Origin of the sequence: Gloeobacter violaceus PCC 7421 (genome assembly GCF_000011385.1) — a bacterium.
GTDB classification, from domain to species: domain Bacteria; phylum Cyanobacteriota; class Cyanobacteriia; order Gloeobacterales; family Gloeobacteraceae; genus Gloeobacter; species Gloeobacter violaceus.
On the sequence record NC_005125.1, the window covers coordinates 2,947,290 to 2,973,453 of the forward strand.

Genomic DNA, 26,164 nt, shown 5'->3' on the forward strand with positions numbered 1-26,164 from the left:
TACCGGGTGCTCCCTGGGTGGCAAAGCTGAACTTTCTGACGTGTTGTGAAGATCACAGCCTCAAGCACCAGGGTCGATCCCCTGCTCCTGGAGGCGATGGCGGAGTGCCTGCAGTTGCGCTTCCACTGCCCGGCGCGCCGCCGCTTCCTTCAAAATTTGTTGCTGTGCTTCGGCGACGCGCCGCTCGGCTTGCTCGGCGCGCCGCTCGGCCTCTGCCGCCTGTTGTGCGGCTTCTGTCGCCAAGCGCGCGGCCTCGGCGGTACGCTCCTCCGGGGTCAGATAACGCTGTCCCCCCTGGTCATACCAGTAGAGCCATTCCCGTTCGATGCCCTGGTACACCCCCCGTTCACAGCCGATGGCCAGACCAATGTCAGGCAGCCAGACTGGATTGTCGGACAAAAAACTATACTCCCCTTGCTCCAGACAGTAGACTTCAAGGCTCTTTTTAACCTGTCGCAGTGCATTGTAAATATGTAATAGCGCACTCCCAAAGCGGTATAGTCCAGCTTCTTCTGGCGGTGCTCGTTGCACCGCTTGCGCGAAACCACTTCCAAAGTCAGCACCGGGACCGCCTTTTCTTCCCACAACACGTAGCTGCGGCGCAGGTTCTCGTCTTTGATTCGGGGGACTCCCAGGACGAGAAAACCGTCGGGGACGACAGGTTCGTCATCAGGATCGAAGTAGATCCCCATATCCGTTCCCCAGAACCAGTCCTGTCGCTCGGCCCAGATGGTCGTCAACAGCAGTTTGAGCACCCCGGGCATCAGATCTTGTAACTCATTATCCACAGGGGTGTCGTCCGAATCGGGCAGTTCCTCGGCGGTGGGGAGTCAGGAATGCGCTTGATCGACCATGGTAGTACCTCGCAATGGCCCTATCCTAGTCTTCCCTGCCCTGCACAGCCCTTCATGCACCACCGCCCAACACAATAAAGTACGGTTAATCTATCGACAATTCGTTCTATATTGTGCGACGATGGCAGCGAACGCGTCTGGAATTTCGACCGGCAGCTCTATGTCCCGAGCCACCAATTCGCTCCGTACTGCAGCTGCTCAAAGCCGCCCACCGGGTCGACCCCCGGCCCGGGACACAGTCTGAATTCCCGGAGGAACGTTCTGGATGGGTTCAAACGATCAGTACCCAGAGGAAGCCCCCGCCCACCCGGTCCGCGTCAATGGTTTCTGGATGGACCGCTTTGTGGTCACCAACTCGCAGTTTCGCCGCTTCGTCAAGGCCACCGGCTATCGCACCCTGGCCGAGCGTCCAGCGGACGCGGCCACTTATCCGGGCGCGTTGCCCGAACTGCTGCAACCCGCCTCGGCCGTCTTTGTCAAACCTCCCGGGCCGGTGGACAAAGGCGACCACCGCCACTGGTGGATTTATACCGTGGGCGCCAACTGGCGCCACCCCGAAGGGCCCCACAGTTCGATCAAAGGCCGCGAGCAGCACCCGGTGGTTCGTCAACGGCGAGGACCAGGCTGTGCGCCGAGCCGGGCTCGGCCGATATGACTCCCTTGCCGAAGATGATCGAGGCTTCCGAGTTGTGCGGCGTCATCTGCACGCCACGGAAGTCGTCGCCCTCTGCGACGTCGATGTCGAGCCGCCAGCCGAGATTCTCGTAGAACGCCTTCGCGCGGTCAACGTCGGAAACGCCGAACACCACGACTTCGAGCTTCATATTTTGACTGTTTACGTGATTGCTGCTCATCTTGTACTCCTTTAACGTCGGTTCGGGAGAGGCCACCAATTTCCGGGGGGTGGGGCGATTTCAAGGGGGCAGGACTATGCGCCCCTGGCTCATGACTCCAGACAACTCAGGAGGTGTATCCAACTAGGCGCGGGCTGAAAAGCGCTCAGCAACTCAGATGCAGCAAGACCCCCGAAAATTGGTGGCCTCGCCTCCCTATCGGGGAAGGTCGAACCGGTCGAGGTTCATCACCTTAGTCCATGCCGCCACGAAGGCGTCGACGAAGGTCTGCTGGGCATCAGCGGTCGCGTAGGCTTCGGAAAGCGCACGCAGTTGCGAGTTCGAACCGAAGATGAGGTCGACACGAGTGCCAGCCCACTTCTTCTCGCCGGTCGCCCGATCGCTCGCTTCAAAGACGTCGGCATCCGGAGACGCTTCCCACTTCATGCTCGTGCTCGTCTTGAGCAGGTTTACGAAGAAGTCGTTGGTCAGCGTCTCCGGGCGTTCGGTGAAGACGCCGAGCTTGGACCCGCCGTAGTTCGCGCCCAGCACGCGCAGGCCGCCCACGAGCACCGTCATCTCGGGCGCGCTCAGCGTAAGCAGGTGCGCACGATCGACCAGCATCTCCTCGGCGGAATAGACCGATTTCTCGCCGACATAGTTGCGGAAGCCGTCGATCTTGGGCTCGAGCGGCGCGAAGGACTCCACATCGGTCTGGTCCGGCGAGGCGTCGGTCCGGCCCGGCGTGAACGGCACCGTGATGTCGTGCCCCGCCTTCTTCGCCGCCTGTTCGACCGCGGCGCAACCGCCGAGAACGATCAGGTCGGCGAGCGAGACCTGCTTGCCACCGGTCTGGCCCGCGTTGAAGTCCTGCTGGATCGCCTCAAGCTTCGCGAGCGCCGTCGCCAGCTCCGTCGGCTCATTGACCGCCCAGTCCTTCTGCGGCACAAGACGGATGCGCGCACCGTTCGCTCCACCGCGCTTGTCCGTGCCGCGGAACGTCGACGCCGACGCCCAGGCGGTTGTGACCAAGCGCGCGATCGACAGGCCGGCGGCGAGAATTTGCGCCTTGAGCTCGGCAATGTCGGCATCGTCGATCAGCGGATGATCGCTCGCGGGCACCGGATCCTGCCAGATGCGCGGTTCGGACGGGACCTCGGGGCCGAGAAGGCGCGCGTAGGGGCCCATGTCACGATGGGTCAGCTTGTACCACGCCTCGGCGAAGGCATGGGCAAGCTGATCCGGGTTGTCGTAGAAGCGCCGCGAGATCTTCTCATAGGCCGGGTCCGCCCTCATCGCGAGATCGGTCGTCGCCATCATCGGGGCATGCCGCTTGTGCGGATCATGCGCATCGGGAACCGTGCTCGCCGCTTCCGGATTCTTTGGCGTCCACTGGTGCGCACCCGCCGGGCTCTTCGTCAGTTCCCACTCATATTCGAACAGGTTCTCGAAATAGCCGTTATCCCACTGAATCGGGTTCTTAGTCCATGCGCCCTCAAGGCCGCTGGTGATGGTGTGCACGCCGCGCCCGCTGCCGAAGCTGTTGTCCCAGCCCAGCCCCTGACGCTCGATGCCCGCGCCCTCAGGCTCGGCACCAACATACTGCGACGGCTCGGCGGCGCCATGGCACTTGCCGAAGGTGTGGCCGCCGGCGATCAGCGCGACGGTTTCCTCATCGTTCATTGCCATGCGGCCGAAGGTCTCGCGGATATCGTGCGCGGCGGCCATTGGGTCCGGCTTGCCGTTCGGGCCTTCGGGGTTGACGTAGATCAGGCCCATCTGCACCGCGGCCAGCGGGTGGGCGAGATCGCGGTCGCTGCTGTAGCGCTCATCGCCCAGCCACTCGCGCTCGGGGCCCCAGAAGATGTCGTTCTCGGGCTCCCAAATGTCGACGCGCCCGCCGGCAAAGCCCGCCGTCTTGAAGCCCATCGACTCCAGCGCGCAATTGCCAGCCAGGATCAGCAGGTCGCCCCAGGAGAGCTTTCGCCCATATTTCTCCTTGATCGGCCAGAGCAGCAGGCGCGCCTTGTCAAGGTTGGCGTTGTCGGGCCAGCTGTTGAGCGGCGCGAAGCGCTGCGTGCCGGCGCCCGCGCCGCCGCGACCATCGCCGATGCGGTAGGTGCCGGCGGCGTGCCAGGCCATGCGAATGAAGAGCGGGCCGTAATGGCCGTAGTCAGCTGGCCACCAGTCCTGCGACTCGGTCATCAGCGCGAAGATGTCCTGCTTCACCGCCGCGAGGTCGAGACTCTCGAACTCCGCCGCATAATTAAACCCTTCGCCCATCGGATTGCCGGCGGGCGGATTCTGGTGAAGGACCGAGAGATCCAGATGGTTCGGCCACCACAGCCGGTTCGTCATCTCGAACAGAACGGCACGGCCCTCGACCTTGCCACCGCCCATCGGGCACTTCGCTTCAACGTCCATGGGTACCTCAGAGGATGGGGTTCTGATTCATATTAAATTGGCCACCTTAATGTGGCCATGATGGCGTGGCGATGACACGCCGTTCGGCTCCGTTGCAAAAATAATTCGTGCTGCAGTTCCTCTCAAGATATTTGCCTGTTAGGCTGCCAGTCCGAATAGGCACTCGACGAATTCTATCTGGGAGCGAACTGCTCCCTTTTCTACATCTCCAAGCACACCGTTTTTGCGACAAAGCCGTAATAAATACAGGGCAAGCATTGCGCCTGCCCTGCCTCTTGTTGTGTTGGTGGGGAGAAATGCAGCAGATTCCTGGTCAATGTATACCGAAGCTTTGTCCCCTGAATGATCCACAGTCATCATCAAAACTACTGTAAACTGACCAAGAAACCGTATTTTCCGCGTATCCAGTATTGCATGGCCGTCCTGAAGGCACAAGGGGGTTCGCGCACACCCACCGGTAGCCGGGTAAACTACGGATCCGAAGCGGATACACCCAACGGAGAAATATGCGGCGGGCATTTTCGGTGAGCGTGTTTTTGTGCCGTGAGTACCGTCTACTGCTTATTCGCCACAAGCGCCTGGGTTCCTGGTTGCCGGTGGGCGGCGAGGTGAATCCGGGTGAGACCCCCCTGGAGGCGGCCCTCCGCGAGGTGCGCGAGGAAACTGGTATAGAAGCGCTGTTTGTGCGTCTCGGGGACGACAACGACATCGACGGCGCACCGCCGGGTTTGCTCGGTTACGAGGAGCACCACGCCGGCAGCAAGGGCGTGCACCTCAATTTTGCGTTTGTCGCCTTTTTGCACGACGGGGCGATTATCCGGCCCAACCACGAGTTTGACGAGTTTCGCTGGGTGAATCTTGACGAGCTTGTCGGGTTGCGCGATGGGAATCACACGCCGCTCAACGTCGCCCAGCTGGGATTTAAGGCGCTGCGGCGGGTGCGCACCCTTGGGTTGCGCTGAAATTGCTGCACCGCGCCGCATAATGTGGGAAGCATGCCTTCGGCCTTTCGATGCGTCTTTACTTGCTGCCACTCGTTTTGAGCTTGCTGGTCGGGATCGGTCCCGGTGCTTTTGCCCAACCCGCCATTACAGCCGGCGAATTTATCCAGCGCGGTATCGAGCGCGCCAGCCGCAACGACATACGCGGCATGAACGAAAATTTTGAACAGGCCCTGCGCCTGGAGCCCAAAGCCTATCAGGTCTATGTCCAGCGCGGTTACGCCCGCTCGATGGTCAAAGATTATAAAGGGGCCGTCGAGGATCAAACCATGGCGTTGCGCCTCAAGCCGGACAGCGCCGAAGCGTACACCAACCGGGGCACCTCCCGCTATCGCCTGGGCGATCGCAAGGGCGCGCGCGCCGACTGGCAAAAGGCACTCGAAATCTTCCGCCAAAAAGGAGCGGACGAGCAGGCCGAGCAGGTTGCAGCTGTGCTTAGACAGTACAAGTAGCGGCACACTTCAAGGTACCGGTCGCCAGGTGCCGTGGAAGCTGTGGGGAATCACCTCCGGCAGGGCGAGGCGACAGACCGGCGGGGCATCGAGGGCGTCCGCATCGAAGATCCACAGTTCGCTGCGGTGGAGACCCGCGTCGTAGATGACGCTCAACACCCAGCCGCGCTCCGGTTCGTCGGCGTCCGCTACAAATAGCGGCTCAGACGGATAGCGCCCGTCGCCCAACTGGGTTTCCACCGCCTGGCCGCTGTCGCAATCGAATCTGGCCAGCACCTGGAAGAAGTCGCTGCCCACCTGAGAACCGACACGGTGCAAGCCCAGATAAATGTGCCGGCTTTGCAGGCCGACACTGCGCGGATCGACGGTCGGAAATTCGCAGGGCCGTTCCAGCAGTGGTTCAAATCCTCGTACTCTGCCGGTTGCCGCATCCAGGCGAAGCTGCCACAACTGCGAGGGCGAAGCGGTCTGGGTCCGGCCGCCGGCAAATTCTTGCAGATAGCGATTGGTGGCAAAATCTGCGTACCGGCACAATGCGATCACCAGTTCGCCCCCGGCCTCGTGGCCGTTGGCAAAGTGCCACTGGAACCAGGCGGGCGCTTCGGCGCGGCCGACCAACTGGAGTGTCTCGCGGTCGACGATATAGATGGCGGTGCCCTTGTCGGGTTGCCAGGCCATCGCCTCGCTGAAACTGGCAAGACCCAACAGCACCGGCAGCGGGTTGATGCGCACCGGCGGCACGCAAAAGACCAGATAGCGGCCCGCGAGCACAAAATCGTGCACCAGCGGGATGCCCTCTAGGGCGATTTTGCCTTTTTGGATCACCCGGCCGGTGGCGTCGCTGCGGTAGAGGTGCAGCACGGCGGCAGGCCCGATGCCGACGCCGAAGTTGTAGATTTCGCCCGTGCGCGGGTCGCGCTTGGGGTGGGCGGAGTAGCTGCCGCTCGGGCCGAGGCCGCCCAGCGCGTCGAGGCCGCGCGTCTGGAGCGTGTGCAGGTCGAGGGCGTGGGGAAGCCCCCCTTCCCAGAGGGCGAGCAGCCGATCCGGCAGAGCGAGGACACTGGTGTTGGCGGCGTTTTTGACCGGTTTGCCCCAGCGCTCCCAGATCGCTCCGGGGGCACTCATGCCGTAGTTGGGATAGAGATAGCGGCCCGCGCGCTCCTCGGCCTGCAGGCCCGCGGTCTGCACGTAGCGATAGACGCCCTGCGCTTCGCCCCCGCCGAAGTGCACCGCCAGGATGGCGCCGTCGCCGTCAAACCAGTGACCGACCCGCACACCGCCACGCTCCAGACGCCCCGGCCCGTTGCGGTAGAGCGAGCCGCGCAATCCGACAGGCAAGCTCCCTTCGAGCACCGCCAGCGGTGCGGGGGCAAATTCGCGGCCGGGTTGGGCGATTGCCCCCGCCCAAGCCGGGTTGGTGCGCTCTTTGACTTCCATGCCTGCTCCCTGTGCCGCCTGCCTTCCACCCTAGCCTCCGAAGCCTGGGTTAGCCTGGATGCGATGGAAAATGCCCGCGTCAAACCCGCCGTCGTCAGCGCCGTCAGGCCCGGATCGATTGCCGAAGAACTCGGCTTCGAGCCGGGGGATCGGCTGGTGAGCATCAACGGTACCGCTCCGCGCGACTTGATTGACTACCAGTTTTTGTGCGCCGAGCAGAGCCTTGCCCTCACCGTCCTCGACCGCGAAGGGCACAGCCATAGCCTCGAAGTCGAAAAAGATCTCGACGAAGATCTGGGCCTTGAATTTGCAACGGCATTGTTTGATAACCTCATCCAGTGCAACAACGGCTGCGCCTTTTGCTTTATCGACCAGCAGCCCGACTTCATGCGCGACACGCTGCGCCTCAAAGACGACGATTATCGGTTGAGTTTTTTGTACGGCTCGTACCTGACTCTCACCAATTTGCCCCCCGCCGAGTGGGAGCGCATCGCCCGGCTGCGGCTGTCGCCTTTGTTCGTCTCGGTGCACGCCACCGAGCCGGACCTGCGCGCCCGCCTGCTCAAAAACCCGCGCGCCGGATTCATCCTGGAGCAACTCGCCTGGTTCAAGACCCACGGGTTGCAACTGCACGCCCAGGTGGTACTCTGCCCGGGGCTCAACGATGGGGAGCACCTGGAGCGCACCCTCACCGACCTGGCCCGCTTCCACGATCTCGAATCGCCGACGGTGCTCTCCGCCGCCGTGGTGCCGGTCGGGCTGACCCGCTTCCGGCCGGAGGGCGACGAACTCACCGCGGTCACCCCGGAGGTGGCCCGCCGGATCATCCGTCAGGTGCACCGATTGCAAAAAGACTTCCGTCGTAGCCTCGGCAGCCGCTTCGCGTGGCTCGCCGACGAGTGGTACTTGCTGGCCGCAGAGAAGCTCCCGGGCCGCGCCCACTACGAAGGCTATCCGCAACTGGGCAACGGCGTGGGGTCGCTCAGACGCTTTTTAGACGAATTTGGCCGCCTCGAACGCCGCTTGCCTGCATCGATCGCCCCCGCCCGTCGCTATAGCTGGGTGGTCGGTACGGCCGTAGCCGACTGCTTCGCTCCTGTTGCAGAACGTCTCAATCGCATCGATGGGTTGGAACTGACCATGCACGCCCTGCCGAGCCTCTTCTGGGGACAACAAATTACCGTCACCGGCCTGTTGACCGGTGGCGATCTGCTCGCGGGCCTAGCCCACAAAGACCTGGGCGACGCGTTAATCTTGCCCGGTCTCATGCTCAAGGAGGGCCGGATGTTTCTCGATGATCTGAGCGTAGAAGAATTTACCGCTCGCCTCGGTGTTGCGGTTCGGGTGGTGGCGGGCGGGGCCGGCGCGCTGGTCGATGCGCTTACTCGGCCGCCTGTTGCATCCGATTTTGAATCCTGACTACCGTCAGTGTCTGTACATCGTTGCGGCCCCGGCTTGCCCTGTCAATGTTCAGCACTGCGTAGGTATCTTTCGCATCCGTGGTAAAAGTAGCGCCGACCGTGAGCGGTACAACCTGCCTGAGCGTGCCGATCAAACGCTGGCGGGCGTCTACAATCACGTATTCCATCAGTCCCTCTTTGTTGTTAAAGGATGTCTACCCGAACCGCAAAAACTTGCAGGACGGCCGGTTTTGCATTCCCAATCGTTATAGCACCGTCGCAGACGCGGCCCTTGTATTGTTTGCAAAATGTTTCAGTTTGAACGGTCCCCCACAAGGCTGTCCGCAGGCTCGTCTTGAAAATTATCTTTACGTATCTGACAAGCTGCGCACCAGCCAGCGCCCGAAGGCGACGGGGGTATCGTCCATGGGCAGGTGGCGGCAGGGCAACAAAGTCAGCCGCGCGTCGGGCAACCGGCGACGGAGCGCTTCGAGGGCGAGGGGGGGAGCGATTGGGTCCCACAGCCCGCCCACGATCGCCGTGGGGAGGGTCAGTTGCCGCCAGTCGGGGAATGGCCAGGTTTTGAGCGACTGCCAGGTGCGGCGGATGCTCGCGGGGGCGGTGCGGTTGGCGGTGGCCAGACGCGGGTAGGACGCCAGCCAGGGATTGAGCCAAGTGCGCTGCCGGTAGAGTGCTTCGAGGGGCGCTTCGACGAACCAGTCGTAGAAGTGACGGGTGAGGGGCGGAATGTCCACGGCCGGGCAGACGAGCAGCAACCGCGCGAGCGGTGCGATGCGGCGCAGCGCCAGTTCGATGGCGACATTGGCTCCCAGGGAATGGCCGAGTAGAGCCGTCGGCTGACAACGCTCCACAGCCCCGATCAGGTATTCGGCGCAGGCTCCCACCGAACAGTCGGCCTCCGGGAGGGCCTGCGGGCCGTAGCCCGGCAAATCGACGGCGACAGCCCGCCAGCCGCATTTTTCGAGCGGTTCGGCCCAGGGCCGCCAGTTGGCCGCACAGTCCGCCGTCCCGTGGATGATCATCACCGTGCGCATACCGCGTCACTCCCGACTCACTTTCTTTTTTCGCACCTGCGCCTGCGATTGAGGCAGTACATTGAGTAGTACTCTCACTTCGGCCGTTCCCCATGTCCGCGCGAGCGCTCCTGACTTGTCTTCTCGGCGCCCTGCTGCTGTCCGGTTGCGTTTCCTACCGCCTGGGGATCACCTTTAACTGGTTGGGTGGAGGCACCGTCGAGCAGATTCTCGCAGTCGATCGCAATCTGGTCGAGGCGGGTGGCGAACAGCTCGACACCCTGGTCGCAGGTCTGGAGCGCCGCACGGCGGAATTGGGGGGCACCAGCGAGCGCACGGTGGAGCGGCTGCGCCTGCGCATTCCCTTCGAGGACGGCGCGGATCTGGAAAGCAAGCTCAACCGTTTTCTCGGTCGTCCCCTCGAAACCGCCGCCCGCCCCACCGCCCAGGCGGTACCGGCCGTTTTGAGCGGCACGGCGCCCTTGCCCGCGGTGCTTGCCAAAGACCCGCCGGCCCTGTCCACCCCCGGCCCGCTGCGACTGGTGCAGCGCGATCGCTGGTTGTGGAGCGAGTACGACGTGAGCGCCGATCTCGATTTGCGCTCTCCCTTCGGTACGGTGCGGGTGGGCAACTGGGTCTCGGGGCTTATTCAGCTAGAATTTGCCCTCACCACGCCTCTACCGGCCTTTCGCTCCAACAGCGACGAGCAGCAGGGCCAGACGCTTCTGTGGCGCATCCGGACGGGAGAGATTAACCATCTGGAGGCAAGTTTCATTGTTCCCAATCTGCTGCTCATCGGTCTGATCACCCTGGCTGCCCTCGCGCTTGCGGCCTTTGCCTGGCAGCGGCGCAAACTCTTTTCAGCGCGCTAGTTTAGTTGAATTTGATGCGTTGGGAGGCGAATAGGCACATGCGCAGCAGGACCAGCCCTTCGCGAAAATGGGCGATGTTTGACTGGCCGTAGGTGCGCGGCTGGTAGCGGATGGGCACCTCGACGATGTGCAAGTTGAGCTTGGCGGCCCCGAAGAGCAAATCAAAATCGCCGAATGGGTCGAAGTCACCGAAGTAGGCGCGTCCGGCGGCAATCTTTTCGTAGTCCTCGCGCCAAAGGACCTTTGTGCCGCAGAGGGTGTCTTTGAGGGGTTGATCGAGCAGGAAGCTGAAGACAACTCCAAAAAATTTGTTGGCCAGGGTATTAAGCCAGGGCATCGCCTCGCGCGAGCGCGGATAAATCAGGCGCGAACCGTTGATAAATTCGCCCCGACCGCTCGCAATCACCGCGTAGAACTTGGGTAGATCCTCCGGGGGTACGGTCAGATCCGCGTCCAGAATCATCAAAATATCGCCTTTGGCCTGCTCGAAGGCGAGGCGCACCGCGTCGCCCTTGCCCTTGCCTTTTTGTTTGAACACGCGAATATCGAGGCGCTCGCCGTACTCGCGGGCCACTTCGCCGATCACCTGCCAGGTGTCGTCCTGGGAGTTGCCCTCGACGAAGAGGAGTTCTGTGTGGCTGCCCAGGGCAGGCAGGCGTTCAACCGCCGCGCGGATATTGCCGGCTTCGTTGCGCGCAGGCACGATCACCGAGCAGGTGGGCAGGGCGGCAGGCTGCGGCCCAAAATCGGGCCGAGCGACCAGGTACTGGGTGAGGCACAGATGCTCGATCAGGGGCAGCCGGGCGGCGTAGCGGTTGAGCCAGTCGGCCACTAGCGGCACCCGGCGCGGCAGGAGCATGCGGCGTCCCTGCTTGACGACGGTGTAGCCGGTGATGGCGAACAGATTGCGCACGTCGGTGTCCGAAAGCCAGTTCTGGGCGGGCTGGGGCATCCGTTCTCCCAGGCGTTCTCCCAGGCGCAGCAGCGGTTCCCAGAGGTAGTTGTGAAAAACCGCCACGACGCGGGTGCGGCGGTGGCAGCACGGTCTGAGCCCTTCCAAGACGCTCTGGATGTCGGCTAGATGGCCCAGCACCCCCACCAGCAGGATGTAATCGAAGGTTTGGCCCTCTAGATCCAGTTGCTCGGCGTCCTGGCAGAGAAATTGCAATTCGGGGTGCTGCTCGCGGGCGAGGGTCACCATCGAGGGGCTGAAATCTACCCCCAATCCCACCGCAGGCTCGAGGCTCGCGAGCAAATCGCCGTTGCCTGAGCCGATTTGCAGCACGCGGCTGTGGGCGGGGATCAAAAACCGGCACAGCGCCTCGATGTCCGCGTAGTAGTAGCGGTTGCGCCGCCGCCAGCGCTGCTGGCTGTAGGCCACCGCTTCGAAGTGCTTCTGGATTTCTTCTTTGAAGGCGTAGTCTGGCGGGTTCGGCGGGATGGGCGAGGGGCGATCGGGCATGGGCGCACGGCGACGGTATTTCCACATTGTTGCAACAGGACGGCCCCGCCGCGAAGCCCTCTCCCTTGCGATAATCGTGACTGGTCTTTTGGTGGAATCGGGTTCGATGGCATTGAAGATATTGGTGGTCGGCAATGGCGGTCGGGAGCACTGCCTGGCCTGGGCGCTCGCCCGCTCCGAGGGGGTGGGCCGGATCTGGGTCGCCCCGGGTAACGGCGGCACCGCCACCGAATCCAAGTGCGCCAATCTGGCCGTCTCGCCGCTCGATTTTGCGGCCCTGGCGGATTTTGCCCACTCTGAGCGCGTCGATCTGACCGTGGTCGGCCCCGAGGCACCCCTGGCTGCGGGCATCGTCGATTACTTCCAGGCTGAGGGACTGATTATTTTCGGCCCCACGCGCGAAGGGGCACAACTCGAAGCGAGCAAAGCCTGGGCCAAACACTTGATGCACGAAGCCGGGGTACCCACCGCCGCCGCCAGAAGTTTTGCCGATATCGAGGCGGCCCGCGCCTACGTGCGCGAACTGGGGGCACCTCTGGTGGTCAAAGCCGACGGTCTTGCCGCCGGCAAAGGGGTGACCGTGGCGATGGAGACCGCCGAGGCCCTGGCTGCCCTCGACGAGTTGCCGCGCTTCGGGGCGGCGGGGGCGACCGTGGTCATCGAAGAATTTATGGCCGGGGAAGAAGCTTCGGTACTCGCCTTCACCGACGGCAAGACCATCCGGGCGATGGTGCCCGCCCAAGATCACAAGCGTGTAGGCGAGGGCGACACCGGCCCCAACACCGGCGGCATGGGTGCCTACGCCCCCGCCCCACTCGTGGACGCCGCCCTGATGCGTCAAATCGAGGAACGCATTCTTGCTCCTACACTCACCGCTTTGCAAAAGCGGAGTATCGACTACCGGGGCGTACTGTACGCCGGACTGATGATTGGTCCTGACAGCTCGGTACGGGTAATCGAATTCAACTGCCGCCTGGGCGATCCCGAGACCCAGGTGGTCCTGCCGCTGCTGGAAACCCCTTTAGAAGAAGTGCTCCTGGCTACCGCCCAGGGCAGTCTCGATCGGGTGGATTTGCAATGGAAACCGGGTGCTGCCGCCTGCGTGGTACTCGCAGCGGGAGGTTACCCGGGTGACTACCGCCAGGGCGATGTGATTACCGGCCTGGAGGAGGCCCGTGCCCAGGGCGGCCTCGTCTTCCACAGCGGAACTCGCCGGGAGAAAGAACGCATCTTGAGCGCCGGGGGCCGCATCCTGGCAGTAACTGCATTGGGCGATGCCCTCGAAAGCGCCATCGCAAGCGCTTACCAGGTCGTCAATTGCATTGCCGTCAAAGATGTTCATTACCGCCGTGACATCGGTTGGCGGGCTTTGCAGCTATGCAAGTAAGTCTGTGCCATTTCATCAAGCACCTGTGTTCTGAAATGGCGAGGGGTACTATGGAATTTTCCAAGTACAGAAGGCGTCGCAATTGTTCACCCTCACTTAGTTATGTGATTCACATTTAAATGAATTCTAAACCCTGGAAGCTTGTGATTTTCGATTGTGACGGTGTCCTCATAGATAGCAAGCAAAGGTGAACCTGGAAAATCGTCTCGTATTCATTAACAACTTCGGCGGTGATGAAACAGGGTCTCCAAAATGACTAGAAATCCTGTGCTTTCAGCCTGCTCGGCGATATACCGAGGAAGTTGCCGCATCTGGTCGGTATGCCTGCGCAAGTTCGCTACTGCAAAGCTGTAGTCAAACTCTGGCGCAAACAGATCGCTGTCGTTTGGACTATCGCCGACGGTCAGCACCTGTTGTATCAACAAATATGGAAAGTGGGTTGCGAGCACCTGGCGTAGGGCTTGACCTTTGTTGCACTCCAGTGGCTTGATGTGAGCCTGCACCGCACTCCAGATAAAGTCGAACCCGTATTTTTCACAGACGCAGCGCATGTATTTCAAAGAGTTGGATTCTAATCCGGCAACTGCAAAGGTCCAGTCGCTCAACCGGTAGCGATTGTCGGTGCTGGGGATCAAGCTCGGGTAAAGCATTTGCAAATGGGCGAAGCATTCGGCCAGGGCCGCTCGGTGGTTGTTTGTATCAAGCTGTACCAGGGACATCCATTCGGTCTCGCTGCCGCCGAGGTAGTAGCCGGCTCCGTTTTCGGCGATCACTGCGTCCACCGCCAGATAGTGAGCCAGGGCATTCGCCCAACCCGCCGAGCGCCCGGTGACCAGTACCACGGCGATCCCGGCCGCCCGCAGCCGGTCGATTCCTTCGAGAGTTTCGGGCGGCAGGCGGCCGGAGCGGGTCAACGTGCCGTCGATGTCGGTGGCCACCAGGGCGATTTGGGCAGCGGCGGCAGCAGGAAAAGATGAGAGAGGCAGCATTGTGCTCGGCAGGTTGTCCACAACTATCATCCGCTACCATCATTGGCGGCAAATGCGCCTGTAGATTCTACATTGGTGATCGAAGCGGAGATCGCCAATGGCACTGACGGTCGAGGATATCGAGAAACTCCAAAAGCTTTACCCGAAACATAAGATCGAACTGCGCGACGGCGCCATTACGCTTGTGAGCCCCTCCGATATTGTCTCCGGCATGATTGGTGCACGCTTCTCGCGGTTGTTGGGCAACTGGGTGGATCCGCGCAAGTTTGGTTTTGTGTTCGATTCCAGTTCCGGATTCCAAGCGCCCAATGGGGATTTGACTGCCCCTGACGTATCCTATGTTTCGCGCGCCCGCCTCGCGCGCTTGCCGCGCTCCCACGGTCCACTGGTCCTCGATCTGGTCGTGGAGATCAAATCCAGCACCGACATCGGCCGACTAGCCGTGGCAACCCGCTACCAGGGTCAAGGGGTGGGGAGATTGCTGATTGCCGACGTTTTAAAACGCACACTACAAGCCAGCCAGGAAGTCGCAGTATACGCTTGGTGCCCAGTAGGGTTGGAGACCCAGTCTTTTAGCCCAGCTGCTGCCGCAAAAACGTCACCACGTCCTGCCAGGCACGGCGAGCTTCCCGAAATTGCACGGAGGCGGTGCCGTGGCGTTGTTTTTCCCGGCGTAGCCGCCATTGCAGGTAGACCTGCAAGAGGGCCGGTTTACCCAGGGCCGTGAGGCTCTGCACCAACGGTTGCGCTTGCTCCACAGGGCAGCCGATAGTTAGGTGGGTACATGTTCGACTCCGGAACACGGCCTGATACGGGGACTGTTAAATACTCTTCAGATAACTCAGCAGATCCGCCATCTGCTTTTCGTTCAGTTCGAACTTGGGCATCGGGGGCGTCTCGCCGCGGGTCACCTGCCGGATGAGTTGCAGGTCCGATTTGCGCTCTTTGACTTCCTCCAGATTCGGCCCCACCCAGCCTTTCGCCTCGGTGCCGTGGCAGGCTGAACAGTTCGCCTCAAAAAGATCCTGGCCGGTGCTCACATTGCCTTTGAACGAAAGTACCGAGCGCTCGTAGGGGGTCTGACCGGCCTCGGCGATCGCGTTGATGGCAAAGCCGATCAAACCCACCACCAGCAGGGCAAGACCAGGAATGGCCATGGTTTTCCACGAGAGTCGGACCATGAGTGTTAAGTGCTCTTTCTATTCTTGTTTGTCTATATATCAAAGTTTACACTTTTTAGCGTGGCGCGCCTGGATATTCACGATCTTCCCGTCAGGCCCCAGATCCTGGCCCGTTCGGCGAGCCAACCCTGCTTGAGCAAACGCTCAATCTGGCCGTTGACCCAGCGACGCAGGCTGTCGTTCTGGAGACCTCGGGGCATGGCGACGGAAAGACCGCTGGTGTCAAGCTCGGTAGAAAGCAAGCGGTAGGCAGGACGGTCCTGCACCCAGCCGCCCAAGACGGTGCCGTCGGCGGCAAAACCGTCGGCCCGGCCGGTCTCGAGAGCCTGCACTCCTTCCTGATAGGAAGCCACCGGCACCAGCCCGGCACCGGGCAGAAAAGCGCGGATGGCCCGTTCGTTGCTCGAGCCGGAAAGCACCGCAAGCCGGACGCGTTCCAGATCCGACAGGGTACGCAGAGTGCTCTCGCGCTTAAGCAGCACGGCCTGGTTCACCGTCAGGTACGGAAAGCTGAAGTCCACGGCTCGGGCGCGCGGTACGCCGATGCTTAAATTGGCAATCACCAGATCGACGTGCTGCTTCTCCAACGCCTCAAGCCGATCCCGGTTGCGCACCGGTACCAGCTTGACTGCCGTCGGATCGGCAAAAAGCGCTTCGGCGAACTGGCGGGCCAGATCAATTTCAAAACCGGCCAGTTCGCCGCGCTTGTCGCGAAAACCGAGTGGGTAGAGGTTTTCCTTGACTCCCACTATTAAATAGCGGCGCTGCAGGATCGCTTCGAGCGGGGCGGCGGCGCCGACGGTTTGCAGCAGAGCAAGCAAGCTCACCGTCAGGACGGCCGTGCGCAGTGCTGCAGGCACTTCTAGACGGGGCGGGCGGATTTGGCGACGCGGGCGACTTCGGCAAACGCCTCGGGGTCGGTGACGGCCAGTTGTGCCAGCATCTTGCGGTTGAGGGCGACGTCGGCCTTGTGGAGACCATCGATAAGACGGCTGTAGGAGAGTCCCTCGGTGCGCGCCTGGGCGTTGATGCGCACGATCCACAGCGAGCGGAAGTCGCGCTTTTTGGTGCGGCGGTGGCGGTAGGCGTTGCGCAGCGCCTTCATCACCTGCTGATTGGCGGCGGTAAAGAGCTTCGAGTGGCTGCCCCGAAAGCCCTTGGCCAGCTTCAGAATTTTTTTGCGACGTTTGCGGGCGACGTTGCCGCGCTTGACACGGACCATGACTCAACTCCAGCGGTGAAAATTCGGGCTACAGATAAGGGCACTGGCGGGTGACCTTGTAGAGATCGGTCTCCGAGACCTCGACTTTGGTCGACAGGCTGCGTTTGCGCGCCGCCGACTTGTGTTGGAGCAAGTGGTTCTTGCCGGCACGGCGGCGACGGAGCTTGCCGCTGCCGGTCACTTCGTAGCGTTTGGCCGCGGACTGGCGTGTCTTCATCTTAGGCATGGTGTTACTCTCACATTGCAAAGACCGGTGCCCGCCTGGGCACGAATATCTATAGTAATGCAAAAGCCCGCAGGTTGGGGGGCGGGTTTGCTAACGGCGCGGTTGCGCCTGCAGCGGCGGCAGGGCCGGCGAGAAGGCCACCTGCCGGGTGTGGATGCGCCAGTGCACGGTGACATAGAAAATCTTTTGCACCGCATCGAGGGGCACGAACAGCTCGCCGCCGCGCCAGTAGGGGGCGACGCTCAGCACAACGAGCTGGCGGTTGAGGGTGAGTACGGTGCCGTCGGTGATTGAAGCTTCTTGATTGTCGAACTGCAAATTGACCGCCCGCTCGTCCGGGATGATCCGCAAGTTGGCCTGAAACGCCTGGGCCACCGACATCAGGGATACAAAAGGTTGTCCGCGCCGCATCGTCACTTCAAAAAGCTCGCGCTCATTTGCCCTGAGCGGCCAGGCCCAGACCATTCCGAGCAAAAAGCCAACAGCAACCCGTCGACGCATGGCGTCATTATCCCCTGTTTGCCGGGCCTTTCATTATGGCCACGGTTTACAGAAGCCGGATAGTGTTGGAAACTACATCCGCACCGTCACATTCGTTGCGATGAACTGGATTATTCGCCCGGCCCACGACATAGAACGCCGTTCGCTGGCACGGCTGTCGCACCTGGCTTTTGCCCCCGCTCAGCCGTTTGCTGAAATCGAAGCGCGCTACGCATCCGACGCCGCGATCGTCGCCCGCTCGGTGGTCGCCTGCGAGGCGGAACGTCTGCTGGGCAAATACGCACTGCTGCCCTACCGCAACTACGTGGCCGGCTGCGAGATGCCCCTGGGCGGGTTGGGCGGGGTGGCGGTGGCTCCCGAGGGCCGGGGCCTCGGGGTGGCAAGCGCCCTGGTGCGCCACGCCCTGGAGGTGCTTGGGGAGCACCGCTATCCCCTTTCGATGCTTTATGCCTATCGCCACGGTTTCTACCGCCGCTTCGGCTGGGCCTGCGTGGGAGAGGTCTACCGCTACCGGGTGGCCGGCGAAGATCTGCCCCGCTACCCGGAAGCCCGGTACGTGTTGCCCCTCGACACCGCCACCGACCGCGCGGCCATCGAAGAACTCTACGGGCGCGAGGCTCCCCGCCACAGCGGCTGGCTGGTGCGCGAACCGGAGCACTGGCAGGGACACTTCAAACCCGACAGCACCTTGCAAATGTTTGGCTGCCGCTTCGGCGGCGACCTCGAAGGGTACGTGATCTTCCGCTACGTCAATGTCTCCCCCGACAGCGCCGAAGTGGCCCATATCGCCGTGCGCGAGTGGGTGGTGGCCTCCGCCCGCGCCTACCGGGCGCTGTTGGGGTTTCTTGGCGCCCAGCGCGATCAAGTCGATGCGGTGGTCTGGGACACCGACCGCGCCGACCCGCTGCCGCGGCTGCTCACCGAACAGCGCGCCGCCGGGGACCGCTCGATCCGGACTTTTTTGAACGCCGTCGGTTTCGGAGCCATCCATAGCAGCTTCATGTGGCGCCTGGTCGATCTCGATCGGGCGCTGGCCTTGCGGCCCGTGCGGCCGGCAGGGGATGTTGCCTTCAATTTCGAAGTCCACGACCCGGTTTTTGGAACCACCCTGCGGCCGGTCGAAATCGAGGGCGGCCGTCTGCACCTGGCGGACAAGCCCGCCTCTACCACCCTCAAGCTCGATATCGGCACCCTCACCCAGCTGTGGAGCGGCTACGGCAACGCCCGCGCCGCCCACTGGGCCGGACAGCTGCAAGTCGAAGGCGACGAAGGGGTGCTCGAAGCTCTCGATCGCGCCTGGCAGGTGGAGCCGCCCTTCTGCTGGGACTTTTTTTAGAGTTAAGCTATAGACTTCGCATTCGGAGTCCCACCGCGTGTCCACCCGACGAGAGTTTGCCCTGCCCGGTGCCCGGCCCCACTACAACCCCGACCGACCCGGAAATGTCGAGCACATCGCCCTCGATCTGGCAATCGACCTCGAAGCGCAGCGCGCGAGCGGTACCTGCCGCATCCGCCTGCGGTGCGTTGCCGACCAGACGCGCGTCTTCAGCCTTGATGCGGTCGAGCTGCAAATAGAGGCAGTGCACACCAACGGCAACCCGGCGGACTTCGACCACGACGGCGCGGTGCTGTGGGTGCGGCCCGCCGTACCCCCTGTGGCGGGAGAAGTGGTGGAACTGGCCATTGACTACCGGGTGGAGAAACCCCGGCGCGGCATCTACTTTGTCGGCCCAGACGCCGATTATCCCGACAAGTCTGTGCAGGTCTGGACCCAGGGGGAGGACGAAGATTCGCGTTTCTGGTTTCCCTGTTTCGATTACCCCGGTCAACTGGCCACCTCCGAGGTGCGCGTGCGGGTGCCGGCCCGCTACCAGACGGTCTCCAACGGCGTGCTGACGAGCATTGAGGAGCACAACGGCTCAAAAATTTATCACTGGCGCCAGGCACAGGTGCACCCGTGCTACCTCATCACCCTGGTGGTGGCGGAACTGAGCGAAATTCAAGACCGGTGGGAGGACATCCCGACGCCCTACTACGTCACCCCGGGCCGTGAGGAGGAGGCGCGCCGCACCTTCGCCAAGACCCCGAGCATGGTCGCTTTTTTCTCGGAGCGCTTCGGCGTGCGCTATCCGTTCGCCCGCTACGCGCAAGTCTGCGCGGTCGATTTTATCTTTGGCGGCATGGAGAACACCGGCGCCACCACCCAGACCGACCGCTGTCTGCTGGACGAACAGGCGGCCCGCGAGATCCGCTGGCCCGAAGATCTGGTGTGCCACGAACTGGTGCACCAGTGGTTCGGCGATCTGGTGGTGATCCGCCACTGGTCCCATGCCTGGATTAAAGAAGGGGCAGCCACTTACTTCGAGTCGCTGTGGCGCGAGCACGAGTATGGGTCGCAGGACGCCGCCTACTACCGCTATCAGACCGCCCAGGCCTACTTCGAAGAGGACAGCGAGCGCTATCGTCGGCCTATTGTCACCAACGTCTACAAAGAACCGATCGAGCTTTACGACCGGCACCTCTACGAGAAAGCTTCGACCGTCTACCACATGCTGCGCCATTACCTGGGGGACGCCGCTTTCTTTCGGGCCGTACAAACGTTTTTGAGCGCCAACGCCCACCGCACCGTCGAGACGGTCGACCTGCTGCAGGCTATCGAGGCGGCCACCGGCCGCAACATGCTGCCGCTCTTTGAGCAATACGTCTTCAAAGCCGGCCATCCGCAATTTAAAGTGCGCTTCGAGTGGGACAGCGAGGCTGCCCTCGCCAAAGTCGAGGTGAGTCAGACCCAGATCGTCGATGAGCAGACCGTGCTTTTTGATCTGGTGATCCATCTCGGTTTCGGCTTCGCGCCGGACACACAGCCGAAGTGTGTTCCCGTGCGCATTCGGCAAAAAGAACAAACATTTTGTTTCCCCTTCGAGCAAAAACCGCTCTATTTCAGTTTCGATCCCGGCAACCCTGTGCTCAAAACCGTCGAATTGGAAGTGCCCCCAGAACTACTCAAAAACCAACTCGCGGTCGATCCCGAGTTGATGGGCCGCATCTTCGCCGCCCAAGCGCTCGCCAAGCAGCTCACCCCGGACATCGCCCAGGCACTCGGCGCCGTCCTGCTCGACGAAAACCAGTTCTGGGGTCTGCGCGCTGAAGTGGCCAAGGCTCTCGGTTCAACCAAAAAAGACTACGCCTACGCCGTGCTGCGCGAAGCGGCAGGCGTAGGCGACCTGCGCGCGCGTGCCGCCGCCATCAAGGCCCTGGCCGAGGACAAATCGCCCGAAGCCTTCGCGGCCATCCGTCCCGGTCTGGTAGACCCAAGCTACACGGTGAGCTCCGAGGCGGCCAGAGCCGTGGGCAAAGCCAAACACGCCGATTCGCGGGCGTTGCTTATTCAGGTGCTCGCCTCGCGTCCCTCCTGGAACGACACGGTGGGAAGTGCCGCCCTCGCGGGCCTGGCCGAACTGAAGGACGACCCCGAGGCCATCGAAGCGATCCTGGAGCGCACCCGCCGGGGTACTCCCCAGGCGCTGCGCATGGCGGCGATTCGGGCTCTGGGCAGCGCGGGCGAAGGGGGGGAAAATCAAAAGATCCTCGATGCCCTTGCCCAGATCGCCCAGGAAACCCAGTTTTCGACTCGGCGGGCAGTGATTGCCGCTTTGGGTTCGCTCAAATCGTCTAAGGCTCTGCCGCTGCTGGAGCAAATTGCCCGCGAGGATCCCGACGGTCGTGTCCGGCGCTCTGCCCTGGAGAGCGCCGAATCGATCCGCTCGGAAGTCGGCCAGGACAAAGAACTGAAAAAACTGCGCGAGGCGGTCGAAAGCCTTCAGGAGGAGAACCGCTCGCTGAAAAGTCGTCTGGAAGTGCTCGAAAGCCGGCTCACATCCCCATAGGATTGCTGCCCGGCGGCTTGCCCAAGCCGCTTCTATCATGGAAGTAAAGCCTGGGGGATCCCTAGTCATGGAGAGGCGCGAACAGATTCTCGGTGCGGTTGAGACGCTGAACTACCGGGCCACCGTCGGCGATGTGGCGACCCGCAGCGGCCTGGAACTGACTACCGTTCAGCAAGAACTCAACAGCCTCGCCCAGGATGGCGACGGGCACCTGCAGGTCTCTAACACCGGCGAGATTGTTTATGCCTTTGAAGCGGACGTGCGCGACCGGCTGCTGCGCAAAGACCGCAATGCCAGACTCAAAGCCCTGCTCAAAAAAGCCTGGCAGGTGGCCTTCTACCTGGTGCGTATCTCTTTTGGGATCCTGCTCGTTTTGTCGCTGCTGCTCATTGCCATCGGCATCTATGTCGTGCTGTCGAGCCGCGACGGCGACAGCGGCGGCGAGGGCGAAAGCCGGGGCGGCGGTGGCGGCATGCCCGGTTTCTTTTGGGGCAATTTTTTCTACATCTTCTACTGGCCGCCCTACGGCTACTACGAAGAGCGCCGACTCAAAGATCCCAACGACATGGGTTTTCTGGAGAGCGTCTATTCGTTTTTGTTCGGCGACGGCAACCCGAACGCGGATCTCGAGTCGCGGCGGTGGCGGACGGTGGCGGGGCTCATCCAGGCCAACCGGGGCGTGGTGGTGGCTGAGCAGTTGGCTCCCTATCTCGAAGCGGCCCGCGTCGACAGCGAAGACTTTGTGTTGCCGGCCTTGGTCAAGTACGACGGTGTGCCCGAGGTGAGCGAGCAGGGCGAGATTGTCTACCGCTTCCCGCAGCTGCAGGTGCAGGCCGAGGAGCGCCGTCCGGCCGCCCCGTTGCCGGGTTTTCTGCAGGAGAAGCGCTGGCAATTTAGCAAAGCGCCCGGCGGCAAATTGGTGCTCGCCGGTGCGCTCGGGGTCGCCAACTTTGTAGGCGCCTGGTTTCTGTATTTTCTTTTGCAATCGACCAATCTGCCGCCGGATCTGGGCTTCTTCGCCGCTTTGGCGCCGGTGCTGGTTGTCTACGGCACGCTCTTTTTGCTCGTACCGGCTGTGCGCGCCGCCGTCATTTCCTGGCTCAACCGGGGCGTCGAAAGCCGCAACCGCAGCCGCTCGGGCTTCTCCCGCCACCTGCGCGAGGCGAACGCCGAGTTGCGCCGCAAATTGGCGTTCGCCCAAAATTTCGCCGGCCAAAAAGTGCTCGGCAAAGAGGACATCATCTACACCACCGAGCAATCGACCCTGGAGCAGCGGGACTACGAGCTGGACGATCCGCGCTTTCGCTCCCTTGAAGATCCGCGCACCGAGCGATAAAAAAACTGCGGGGTCAGGAGGATCCCGCAGCACTCTCCACATCATTCCTTAAATAAACTTTACCTCAATCGCGGTCGGATTTGCCAGTTTTTCGTATCCTGGGACGCAGATCTCGATTCCGGCGCGCGGAAGCGACTTCGGGAGCCGCTGCTGTACAGTAAGAAAACTTGCGCTCAAGGCCGCTCCGTGGTCAAAGTTTTGTACTCCGAAGAACAGATAGCAAAACAGGTTCAGCTATTGGCGGGCCAGATCAGCGTCCACTACGCGCCGCTGGTGTCGATTTCCTACCCGCTGGTGGTTCTGCCGGTGCTCAAGGGAGCTTTCGTTTTCAGTTCCGATTTGTTGCGGCGCTTGACAGTACCTTTGCGGGTCGAATTTCTGCGCGCGAGTAGCTACCGCGGGGGGACCGTCTCGGGCGGCCTCGAACTCGACATCCCGGAGACGGCCTTTTTGAGCGGCCACCACCTGCTGTTGCTCGAAGACATCATCGACACCGGCAAAACCGCAAGCCAGATCCTCGCTGCCCTCAAAAGCTGCGGCCCGGCCTCGCTGCAAGTTTGTGCGCTGCTCGACAAGCCCGCGCGCCGGGTGGCGCCTGTGGAGGTGGGTTTTCGGGGATTTACCGCCCCGGATCGCTTCGTCATCGGTTACGGCATGGATCTGGCCGAGCGTTACCGGGAGTTGCCTTACGTGGGCGAACTGGAAGAATGCACCTTTTGATTCCCGCCGCCGGGCGCGGTAGCCGCATGGGCGCAGACGGCAACAAGCTGCTCTTGCCGCTGTCGGGCCGGCCGCTTCTGGCCTGGACGCTCGCAGCAGCGGCACAAGCCCCTTCAACCCGCTGGATAGGCATCATCGGCCAGCCGATGGACGAAGAAGCGATCCGGTTACTGGCGCAGAAGCTGGGTCTGCGGGTGCCGGTGCACTGGATCGAAGGGGGCGAGACCCGTCAGCAGTCGGTTTACCGGGGGCTGCTCGCGCTTCCTGTAGAAGCGCAGCAGGTACTCATCCACGATGGAGCGCGCTGTCTGGCAAGCCCGGCCCTTTTCGAGCGCTGTGCCGCCGCACTGGCTGAATTTTCCGCCATCGTCGCCGCTGTGCCGGTCAAGGACACCATCAAACAGGTATACCCCCAGAGCCGTCAGGTGGAGAAAACCATTCCCCGCGAGCAGCTCTGGGCGGCCCAGACGCCCCAGGGCGGCAATGTCGGGAGGCTGAAAGCCGCCCACGCCTGGGCCGCTGCCCAAGCGGTCGCCGTCACCGACGACGCGGCGCTATGCGAACTGCGCGGCGAGCCGGTGCAGGTCGTCCCCGGCGAGGAAACCAATCTCAAGATCACCACGCCTGCAGATCTGTTGGTGGCCGAGGCTATCTTGAAAACACAGCTGCGCCAGGATCCCAGCCCATGAGCGAACTGCCCCGCACCCTCGATGAGACCCTTGCGCAGTGCTCCCAGGCACTCGCAGCCACCCTCGAAAGCGGTAAAACCCGCGCCCAAATTGACATCAAAGTACCCGGCCTCGATGTGCTCTTCCTGGTGCAGGGACTGGCTCCCGCCCTGGGTGAATCCGGTTGGGCGGCGGCCTTTGCCGATCCGGGCGCGGCGGCCCTGGCCCGCCGCCGCTTGGGAAGCGTGGGCTACGACCTTCGGGGCCTCAGCGAACTGAAGTTGCGCGGCGGCGAGCATCGTGCCGTGCTCGTCGTCGAGCCGAGTGCTATCGAAGTCGAGATGGTCGAAGTCATCGCCGATCGCATGGCGGGCAAGCCCTTTATTCTGCTCAATTCGCGCTTGCAGGAGGCGGGGGTGGTGGGCATCGGCCTGGCAGGCAGGCAGCTGCGCGATCGGTTTCTGTCGACTTTTGAGATGGCCTATGCCATTCAGCCTTTTGAAGGGGGCAGCCTTTACCGGGCACACCCGGAGCCGTGGCAACTCTGGCGCGAAACCCCGGAGGGCGACTACACCAAAGTCGCCGACTTCGACACGCGCCCGCTGGGTGAAGACATCGACCGCGCCCTCTATCCCAAAAAAGGCGAGGCGTTGCTTGACGGATTGCGGCGCTTTCTGCGCGCCCTCGGCCAATAAATGCGATATGGCCATACTTGTTTAAAATCAAGGGCGCTAGATGTGTGGGGGATCAGATGGCAATGGGCCAGCGCCGCTCGATGAGTAAGTAGCAGGCCACATCCCAGGAGTTGGCGCGGCGGGTATGGAACAGCTCGCGCACGTTGCTGCTGCGCGAGCGAAAACCGACGATCTTCTGAAGCTGGCCATCCGCCGCCACCAGCAGATCCCCTTTGCGCACTTGGCGTCCACCGACACTCACCCGCAGGCCTTCAGGCCCCGCTTTGACATCTAGCCTCTCCTTGGTGGTAACGACGACGACCGACTGCGTGATCTGATCCCGGGTCGCTTGGGTCGCTGTGGCCATCTGGAACTGCCTCCGCCTACGCTTCAAGGTTGTGGTCATATTAGCGTCCCGGCCGTTGAGAGGGTACTAGACTCTTCCCCCCAACTTCCGGCCCGGTCCCTCGACAGCGCGCCGCGCCACGGTTTGATCTGCGCCGAAAGAATTTCTGAACCGACAATCACTTTGCCCGAGGCTTTGCTTATCTTTGGTGCGGTTTGGGCCCAGGCATGAGCCTTCGGGTGTACCGGCACCGGCTTGTGGATGCGCCGGGTCCAGGAACCCCCCGAAGGCTGCGGCTGTCGATCCAACCAGTGTGGATACCAGCGGGCTGCGTCCGCTTCGGCGCAGCCTCTTTCTTTGTTTTTTTAGAACACTCTCGATATCGAAAGCCGAGGGGCAACAGGACGAGCGAGTAGTCCCCGACCTAACACACGGCCTGCACGAACTACCCGGTTGCAGCTCAAGGCAGGAAAATAGACAGCACAGGTCATTCTACCCAAGCCTTACCCATGACAGGCACTCTCAAAGCACACACCTACCCCAGTGGAGATGGACTGCCTGTGGCTGAGACCTTTCTCCATGTCTACGCCATCTTGATCACCCTCGAAGTCCTCAAGCAGTACCTCGAAGGCACCCGGGCCACCGTCCTCGCCAACCAGTTCCTGTACTACGCGCCGGACTTTCCGACCCTGCGCGTTGCCCCCGATGTCATGGTCATCTTCGGTGTCGAGCCCGGCGGACGCGACAATTACAAGACCTGGGAAGAAAGACAGGTACCCTCTATAATCTTCGAAATCACTTCCAAGCACACCCAGAGCAAAGACCAGGGGGAGAAAAAAACGCTCTACGCCGGACTGGGGGTTCAGGAATACTGGCTGTTCGACCCGAAGGGCGAGTGGATAGCCGAGCAGTTGCAGGGTTACAGACTGCGGAGCTTCGAAGAGGAAAGTGAAACAATCAGTCGCTACGTACCCATTGCCGACGGCACCAGCGAGCCGCTCGGCCTGCGGCTGGTCGTCGAAGGTGCCCTGATCGGCTTCTATCGCCTCGACACAGGAGACAAACTGCTTATCCCCGCAGAACTCGCAGCCAGGCTGAAGCAAGAACAACTACGTGCCGAGCAAGCCGAACAGCGGGCAGAGCTGGCGGAGCGGCGGGCAGCAGCCCTGACGGAGCGCCTGCGCGCCCTCGGCGTCGATCCGGACCAACCCTGACGGGCGGCACTGACCAAGGGGCGAGTCATTTTGCGGCGCACCGG

General features: G+C 62.2%; 26 protein-coding genes and 2 pseudogenes. 14 read left to right on the top strand and 14 right to left on the bottom strand.

Annotated elements, in window-relative coordinates:
* Positions 1-60: 60 nt before the first annotated feature.
* Positions 61-812, bottom strand: a pseudogene (locus GLL_RS23755) (Uma2 family endonuclease).
* A 307-nt stretch (positions 813-1,119) separates the two neighbouring features.
* Here GLL_RS23755 and GLL_RS14275 point away from each other — a divergent pair.
* Positions 1,120-1,458 (top strand): annotated as a pseudogene (locus GLL_RS14275) (SUMF1/EgtB/PvdO family nonheme iron enzyme); the annotation flags it as partial.
* On the opposite strand, the gene GLL_RS14280 reads toward GLL_RS14275, so the two are convergent.
* Both GLL_RS14280 and katG read right to left on the bottom strand, forming a co-directional pair.
* Positions 1,430-1,708 (bottom strand): VOC family protein, encoded by a 279-nt coding sequence (locus GLL_RS14280; protein WP_197530010.1) that lies wholly within the window; start codon positions 1,706-1,708, stop codon positions 1,430-1,432. The pseudogene GLL_RS14275 and the gene GLL_RS14280 overlap by 29 nt on opposite strands.
* Positions 1,709-1,903: 195 nt before the next feature.
* Positions 1,904-4,111 (bottom strand): catalase/peroxidase HPI, encoded by a 2,208-nt coding sequence (gene katG / locus GLL_RS14285; protein ID WP_011142765.1) that lies wholly within the window; start codon positions 4,109-4,111, stop codon positions 1,904-1,906.
* Between the two features lie 506 nt (positions 4,112-4,617).
* Between katG and GLL_RS14290 the strand changes: the two genes are divergently transcribed.
* Complete coding sequence (locus GLL_RS14290) at positions 4,618-5,073, top strand: NUDIX hydrolase (RefSeq protein ID WP_011142766.1); 456 nt, start codon at positions 4,618-4,620, stop codon at positions 5,071-5,073.
* 50 nt (positions 5,074-5,123) lie between these two features.
* On the top strand, positions 5,124-5,564 hold the full coding sequence (locus tag GLL_RS14295) for a tetratricopeptide repeat protein (protein ID WP_011142767.1): 441 nt from the start codon (positions 5,124-5,126) through the stop codon (positions 5,562-5,564).
* Positions 5,565-5,573: 9 nt separating this feature from the next.
* Here GLL_RS14295 and GLL_RS14300 read toward each other — a convergent pair whose 3' ends face one another.
* A complete protein-coding gene (locus tag GLL_RS14300) occupies positions 5,574-7,001 on the bottom strand; it encodes a carotenoid oxygenase family protein (protein WP_011142768.1) in 1,428 nt (475 codons plus the stop codon).
* Between the two features lie 63 nt (positions 7,002-7,064).
* On the opposite strand from GLL_RS14300, the gene GLL_RS14305 reads away from it, so the two are divergent.
* Positions 7,065-8,420 (top strand): TIGR03279 family radical SAM protein, encoded by a 1,356-nt coding sequence (locus tag GLL_RS14305; RefSeq protein WP_011142769.1) that lies wholly within the window; start codon positions 7,065-7,067, stop codon positions 8,418-8,420.
* On the opposite strand, the gene GLL_RS14310 is transcribed toward GLL_RS14305, so the two are convergent.
* Complete coding sequence (locus GLL_RS14310; protein ID WP_164929102.1) at positions 8,383-8,589, bottom strand: hypothetical protein; 207 nt, start codon at positions 8,587-8,589, stop codon at positions 8,383-8,385. The two genes, GLL_RS14305 and GLL_RS14310, sit on opposite strands and share 38 nt — an antisense overlap.
* A gap of 180 nt (positions 8,590-8,769) precedes the next feature.
* Positions 8,770-9,456, bottom strand: coding sequence for an alpha/beta fold hydrolase (locus GLL_RS14315; protein WP_011142770.1), 687 nt, complete (start codon positions 9,454-9,456; stop codon positions 8,770-8,772).
* Between the two features lie 92 nt (positions 9,457-9,548).
* Here GLL_RS14315 and GLL_RS14320 point away from each other — a divergent pair, with 92 nt between their 5' ends.
* Positions 9,549-10,307, top strand: coding sequence for a DUF3153 domain-containing protein (locus tag GLL_RS14320; RefSeq protein WP_011142771.1), 759 nt, complete (start codon positions 9,549-9,551; stop codon positions 10,305-10,307).
* Between the two features lies 1 nt (position 10,308).
* On the opposite strand, the gene GLL_RS14325 is transcribed toward GLL_RS14320, so the two are convergent.
* On the bottom strand, positions 10,309-11,769 hold the full coding sequence (locus GLL_RS14325; RefSeq protein WP_164929103.1) for a bifunctional class I SAM-dependent methyltransferase/glycosyltransferase family 2 protein: 1,461 nt from the start codon (positions 11,767-11,769) through the stop codon (positions 10,309-10,311).
* Between the two features lie 112 nt (positions 11,770-11,881).
* On the opposite strand from GLL_RS14325, the gene purD reads away from it, so the two are divergent.
* A complete protein-coding gene (purD, locus tag GLL_RS14330; RefSeq protein WP_164929704.1) occupies positions 11,882-13,156 on the top strand; it encodes a phosphoribosylamine--glycine ligase in 1,275 nt (424 codons plus the stop codon).
* A gap of 215 nt (positions 13,157-13,371) precedes the next feature.
* Here the strand turns inward: purD and GLL_RS14335 are convergent, their stop codons facing one another.
* A complete protein-coding gene (locus GLL_RS14335; RefSeq protein WP_011142774.1) occupies positions 13,372-14,175 on the bottom strand; it encodes an HAD family hydrolase in 804 nt (267 codons plus the stop codon).
* Between the two features lie 67 nt (positions 14,176-14,242).
* Between GLL_RS14335 and GLL_RS14340 the strand changes: the two genes are divergently transcribed.
* Positions 14,243-14,872: a Uma2 family endonuclease gene (locus tag GLL_RS14340; protein WP_011142775.1), complete on the top strand. Its 630-nt coding sequence runs from the start codon at positions 14,243-14,245 to the stop codon at positions 14,870-14,872.
* 94 nt (positions 14,873-14,966) lie between these two features.
* Here GLL_RS14340 and GLL_RS14345 read toward each other — a convergent pair whose 3' ends face one another.
* The 5 genes from GLL_RS14345 to GLL_RS14365 form a co-directional block, all read right to left on the bottom strand.
* Positions 14,967-15,302 carry a c-type cytochrome gene (locus GLL_RS14345; RefSeq protein WP_164929104.1) on the bottom strand — a complete coding sequence of 112 codons (336 nt, stop codon included), beginning with the start codon at positions 15,300-15,302 and terminating at the stop codon, positions 14,967-14,969.
* A 101-nt stretch (positions 15,303-15,403) separates the two neighbouring features.
* A complete protein-coding gene (locus GLL_RS14350) occupies positions 15,404-16,186 on the bottom strand; it encodes a transporter substrate-binding domain-containing protein (RefSeq protein WP_011142777.1) in 783 nt (260 codons plus the stop codon).
* Between the two features lie 2 nt (positions 16,187-16,188).
* A complete protein-coding gene (gene rplT / locus GLL_RS14355) occupies positions 16,189-16,548 on the bottom strand; it encodes a 50S ribosomal protein L20 (protein ID WP_011142778.1) in 360 nt (119 codons plus the stop codon).
* 28 nt (positions 16,549-16,576) lie between these two features.
* Positions 16,577-16,774, bottom strand: a complete 198-nt coding sequence (rpmI, locus tag GLL_RS14360; RefSeq protein ID WP_011142779.1) for a 50S ribosomal protein L35 — start codon at positions 16,772-16,774, stop codon at positions 16,577-16,579.
* A 90-nt stretch (positions 16,775-16,864) separates the two neighbouring features.
* Entirely contained in the window at positions 16,865-17,275 is a 411-nt protein-coding gene (locus GLL_RS14365; protein WP_011142780.1) for a copper amine oxidase N-terminal domain-containing protein, read from the bottom strand.
* A 100-nt stretch (positions 17,276-17,375) separates the two neighbouring features.
* Between GLL_RS14365 and eis the strand changes: the two genes are divergently transcribed.
* From eis to GLL_RS14395, 6 genes are all read left to right on the top strand, one after another.
* Positions 17,376-18,611 carry a GNAT family N-acetyltransferase gene (gene eis / locus GLL_RS14370; RefSeq protein WP_164929105.1) on the top strand — a complete coding sequence of 412 codons (1,236 nt, stop codon included), beginning with the start codon at positions 17,376-17,378 and terminating at the stop codon, positions 18,609-18,611.
* 37 nt (positions 18,612-18,648) lie between these two features.
* Positions 18,649-21,162 (top strand): M1 family aminopeptidase, encoded by a 2,514-nt coding sequence (locus GLL_RS14375; RefSeq protein WP_011142782.1) that lies wholly within the window; start codon positions 18,649-18,651, stop codon positions 21,160-21,162.
* 67 nt (positions 21,163-21,229) lie between these two features.
* Positions 21,230-22,498, top strand: a complete 1,269-nt coding sequence (locus GLL_RS14380; protein ID WP_164929106.1) for a hypothetical protein — start codon at positions 21,230-21,232, stop codon at positions 22,496-22,498.
* Positions 22,499-22,684: 186 nt separating this feature from the next.
* Entirely contained in the window at positions 22,685-23,218 is a 534-nt protein-coding gene (hpt, locus tag GLL_RS14385; protein ID WP_011142784.1) for a hypoxanthine phosphoribosyltransferase, read from the top strand.
* Complete coding sequence (ispD, locus tag GLL_RS14390) at positions 23,206-23,907, top strand: 2-C-methyl-D-erythritol 4-phosphate cytidylyltransferase (protein ID WP_011142785.1); 702 nt, start codon at positions 23,206-23,208, stop codon at positions 23,905-23,907. Before hpt ends, ispD begins: the two co-directional genes overlap by 13 nt.
* Positions 23,904-24,581 carry a DUF1995 family protein gene (locus tag GLL_RS14395; protein WP_011142786.1) on the top strand — a complete coding sequence of 226 codons (678 nt, stop codon included), beginning with the start codon at positions 23,904-23,906 and terminating at the stop codon, positions 24,579-24,581. Before ispD ends, GLL_RS14395 begins: the two co-directional genes overlap by 4 nt.
* Positions 24,582-24,633: 52 nt before the next feature.
* On the opposite strand, the gene GLL_RS14400 is transcribed toward GLL_RS14395, so the two are convergent.
* Positions 24,634-24,927 (bottom strand): hypothetical protein, encoded by a 294-nt coding sequence (locus GLL_RS14400; protein WP_164929107.1) that lies wholly within the window; start codon positions 24,925-24,927, stop codon positions 24,634-24,636.
* A gap of 488 nt (positions 24,928-25,415) precedes the next feature.
* On the opposite strand from GLL_RS14400, the gene GLL_RS14405 reads away from it, so the two are divergent.
* The gene (locus GLL_RS14405) at positions 25,416-26,120 is read left to right on the top strand and encodes a Uma2 family endonuclease (protein ID WP_011142788.1); all 705 of its coding nucleotides are present in this window, start codon (positions 25,416-25,418) and stop codon (positions 26,118-26,120) included.
* Positions 26,121-26,164: the final 44 nt, after the last annotated feature.

Excerpts from the sequence above, each read along its gene's own strand:
- GLL_RS14345 (WP_164929104.1), bottom strand. The coding sequence starts at position 15,302 with ATGGCCATTCCTGGTCTTGCCCTGCTGGTGGTGGGTTTGATCGGCTTT.
- GLL_RS14310 (WP_164929102.1), bottom strand. The coding sequence starts at position 8,589 with ATGGAATACGTGATTGTAGACGCCCGCCAGCGTTTGATCGGCACGCTC.
- GLL_RS14295 (WP_011142767.1), top strand. The coding sequence starts at position 5,124 with ATGCGTCTTTACTTGCTGCCACTCGTTTTGAGCTTGCTGGTCGGGATC.
- GLL_RS14340 (WP_011142775.1), top strand. The coding sequence starts at position 14,243 with ATGGCACTGACGGTCGAGGATATCGAGAAACTCCAAAAGCTTTACCCG.
- GLL_RS14315 (WP_011142770.1), bottom strand. The coding sequence starts at position 9,456 with ATGCGCACGGTGATGATCATCCACGGGACGGCGGACTGTGCGGCCAAC.
- GLL_RS14325 (WP_164929103.1), bottom strand. The coding sequence starts at position 11,769 with ATGCCCGATCGCCCCTCGCCCATCCCGCCGAACCCGCCAGACTACGCC.
- GLL_RS14305 (WP_011142769.1), top strand. The coding sequence starts at position 7,065 with ATGGAAAATGCCCGCGTCAAACCCGCCGTCGTCAGCGCCGTCAGGCCC.
- GLL_RS14320 (WP_011142771.1), top strand. The coding sequence starts at position 9,549 with ATGTCCGCGCGAGCGCTCCTGACTTGTCTTCTCGGCGCCCTGCTGCTG.
- GLL_RS14300 (WP_011142768.1), bottom strand. The coding sequence starts at position 7,001 with ATGGAAGTCAAAGAGCGCACCAACCCGGCTTGGGCGGGGGCAATCGCC.
- GLL_RS14280 (WP_197530010.1), bottom strand. The coding sequence starts at position 1,708 with ATGAGCAGCAATCACGTAAACAGTCAAAATATGAAGCTCGAAGTCGTG.
- GLL_RS14405 (WP_011142788.1), top strand. The coding sequence starts at position 25,416 with ATGACAGGCACTCTCAAAGCACACACCTACCCCAGTGGAGATGGACTG.
- katG (WP_011142765.1), bottom strand. The coding sequence starts at position 4,111 with ATGGACGTTGAAGCGAAGTGCCCGATGGGCGGTGGCAAGGTCGAGGGC.
- GLL_RS14380 (WP_164929106.1), top strand. The coding sequence starts at position 21,230 with ATGGAGAGGCGCGAACAGATTCTCGGTGCGGTTGAGACGCTGAACTAC.
- GLL_RS14365 (WP_011142780.1), bottom strand. The coding sequence starts at position 17,275 with ATGCGTCGACGGGTTGCTGTTGGCTTTTTGCTCGGAATGGTCTGGGCC.
- GLL_RS14400 (WP_164929107.1), bottom strand. The coding sequence starts at position 24,927 with ATGGCCACAGCGACCCAAGCGACCCGGGATCAGATCACGCAGTCGGTC.
- eis (WP_164929105.1), top strand. The coding sequence starts at position 17,376 with ATGAACTGGATTATTCGCCCGGCCCACGACATAGAACGCCGTTCGCTG.
- rpmI (WP_011142779.1), bottom strand. The coding sequence starts at position 16,774 with ATGCCTAAGATGAAGACACGCCAGTCCGCGGCCAAACGCTACGAAGTG.
- GLL_RS14395 (WP_011142786.1), top strand. The coding sequence starts at position 23,904 with ATGAGCGAACTGCCCCGCACCCTCGATGAGACCCTTGCGCAGTGCTCC.
- GLL_RS14335 (WP_011142774.1), bottom strand. The coding sequence starts at position 14,175 with ATGATAGTTGTGGACAACCTGCCGAGCACAATGCTGCCTCTCTCATCT.
- rplT (WP_011142778.1), bottom strand. The coding sequence starts at position 16,548 with ATGGTCCGTGTCAAGCGCGGCAACGTCGCCCGCAAACGTCGCAAAAAA.
- ispD (WP_011142785.1), top strand. The coding sequence starts at position 23,206 with ATGCACCTTTTGATTCCCGCCGCCGGGCGCGGTAGCCGCATGGGCGCA.
- GLL_RS14290 (WP_011142766.1), top strand. The coding sequence starts at position 4,618 with ATGCGGCGGGCATTTTCGGTGAGCGTGTTTTTGTGCCGTGAGTACCGT.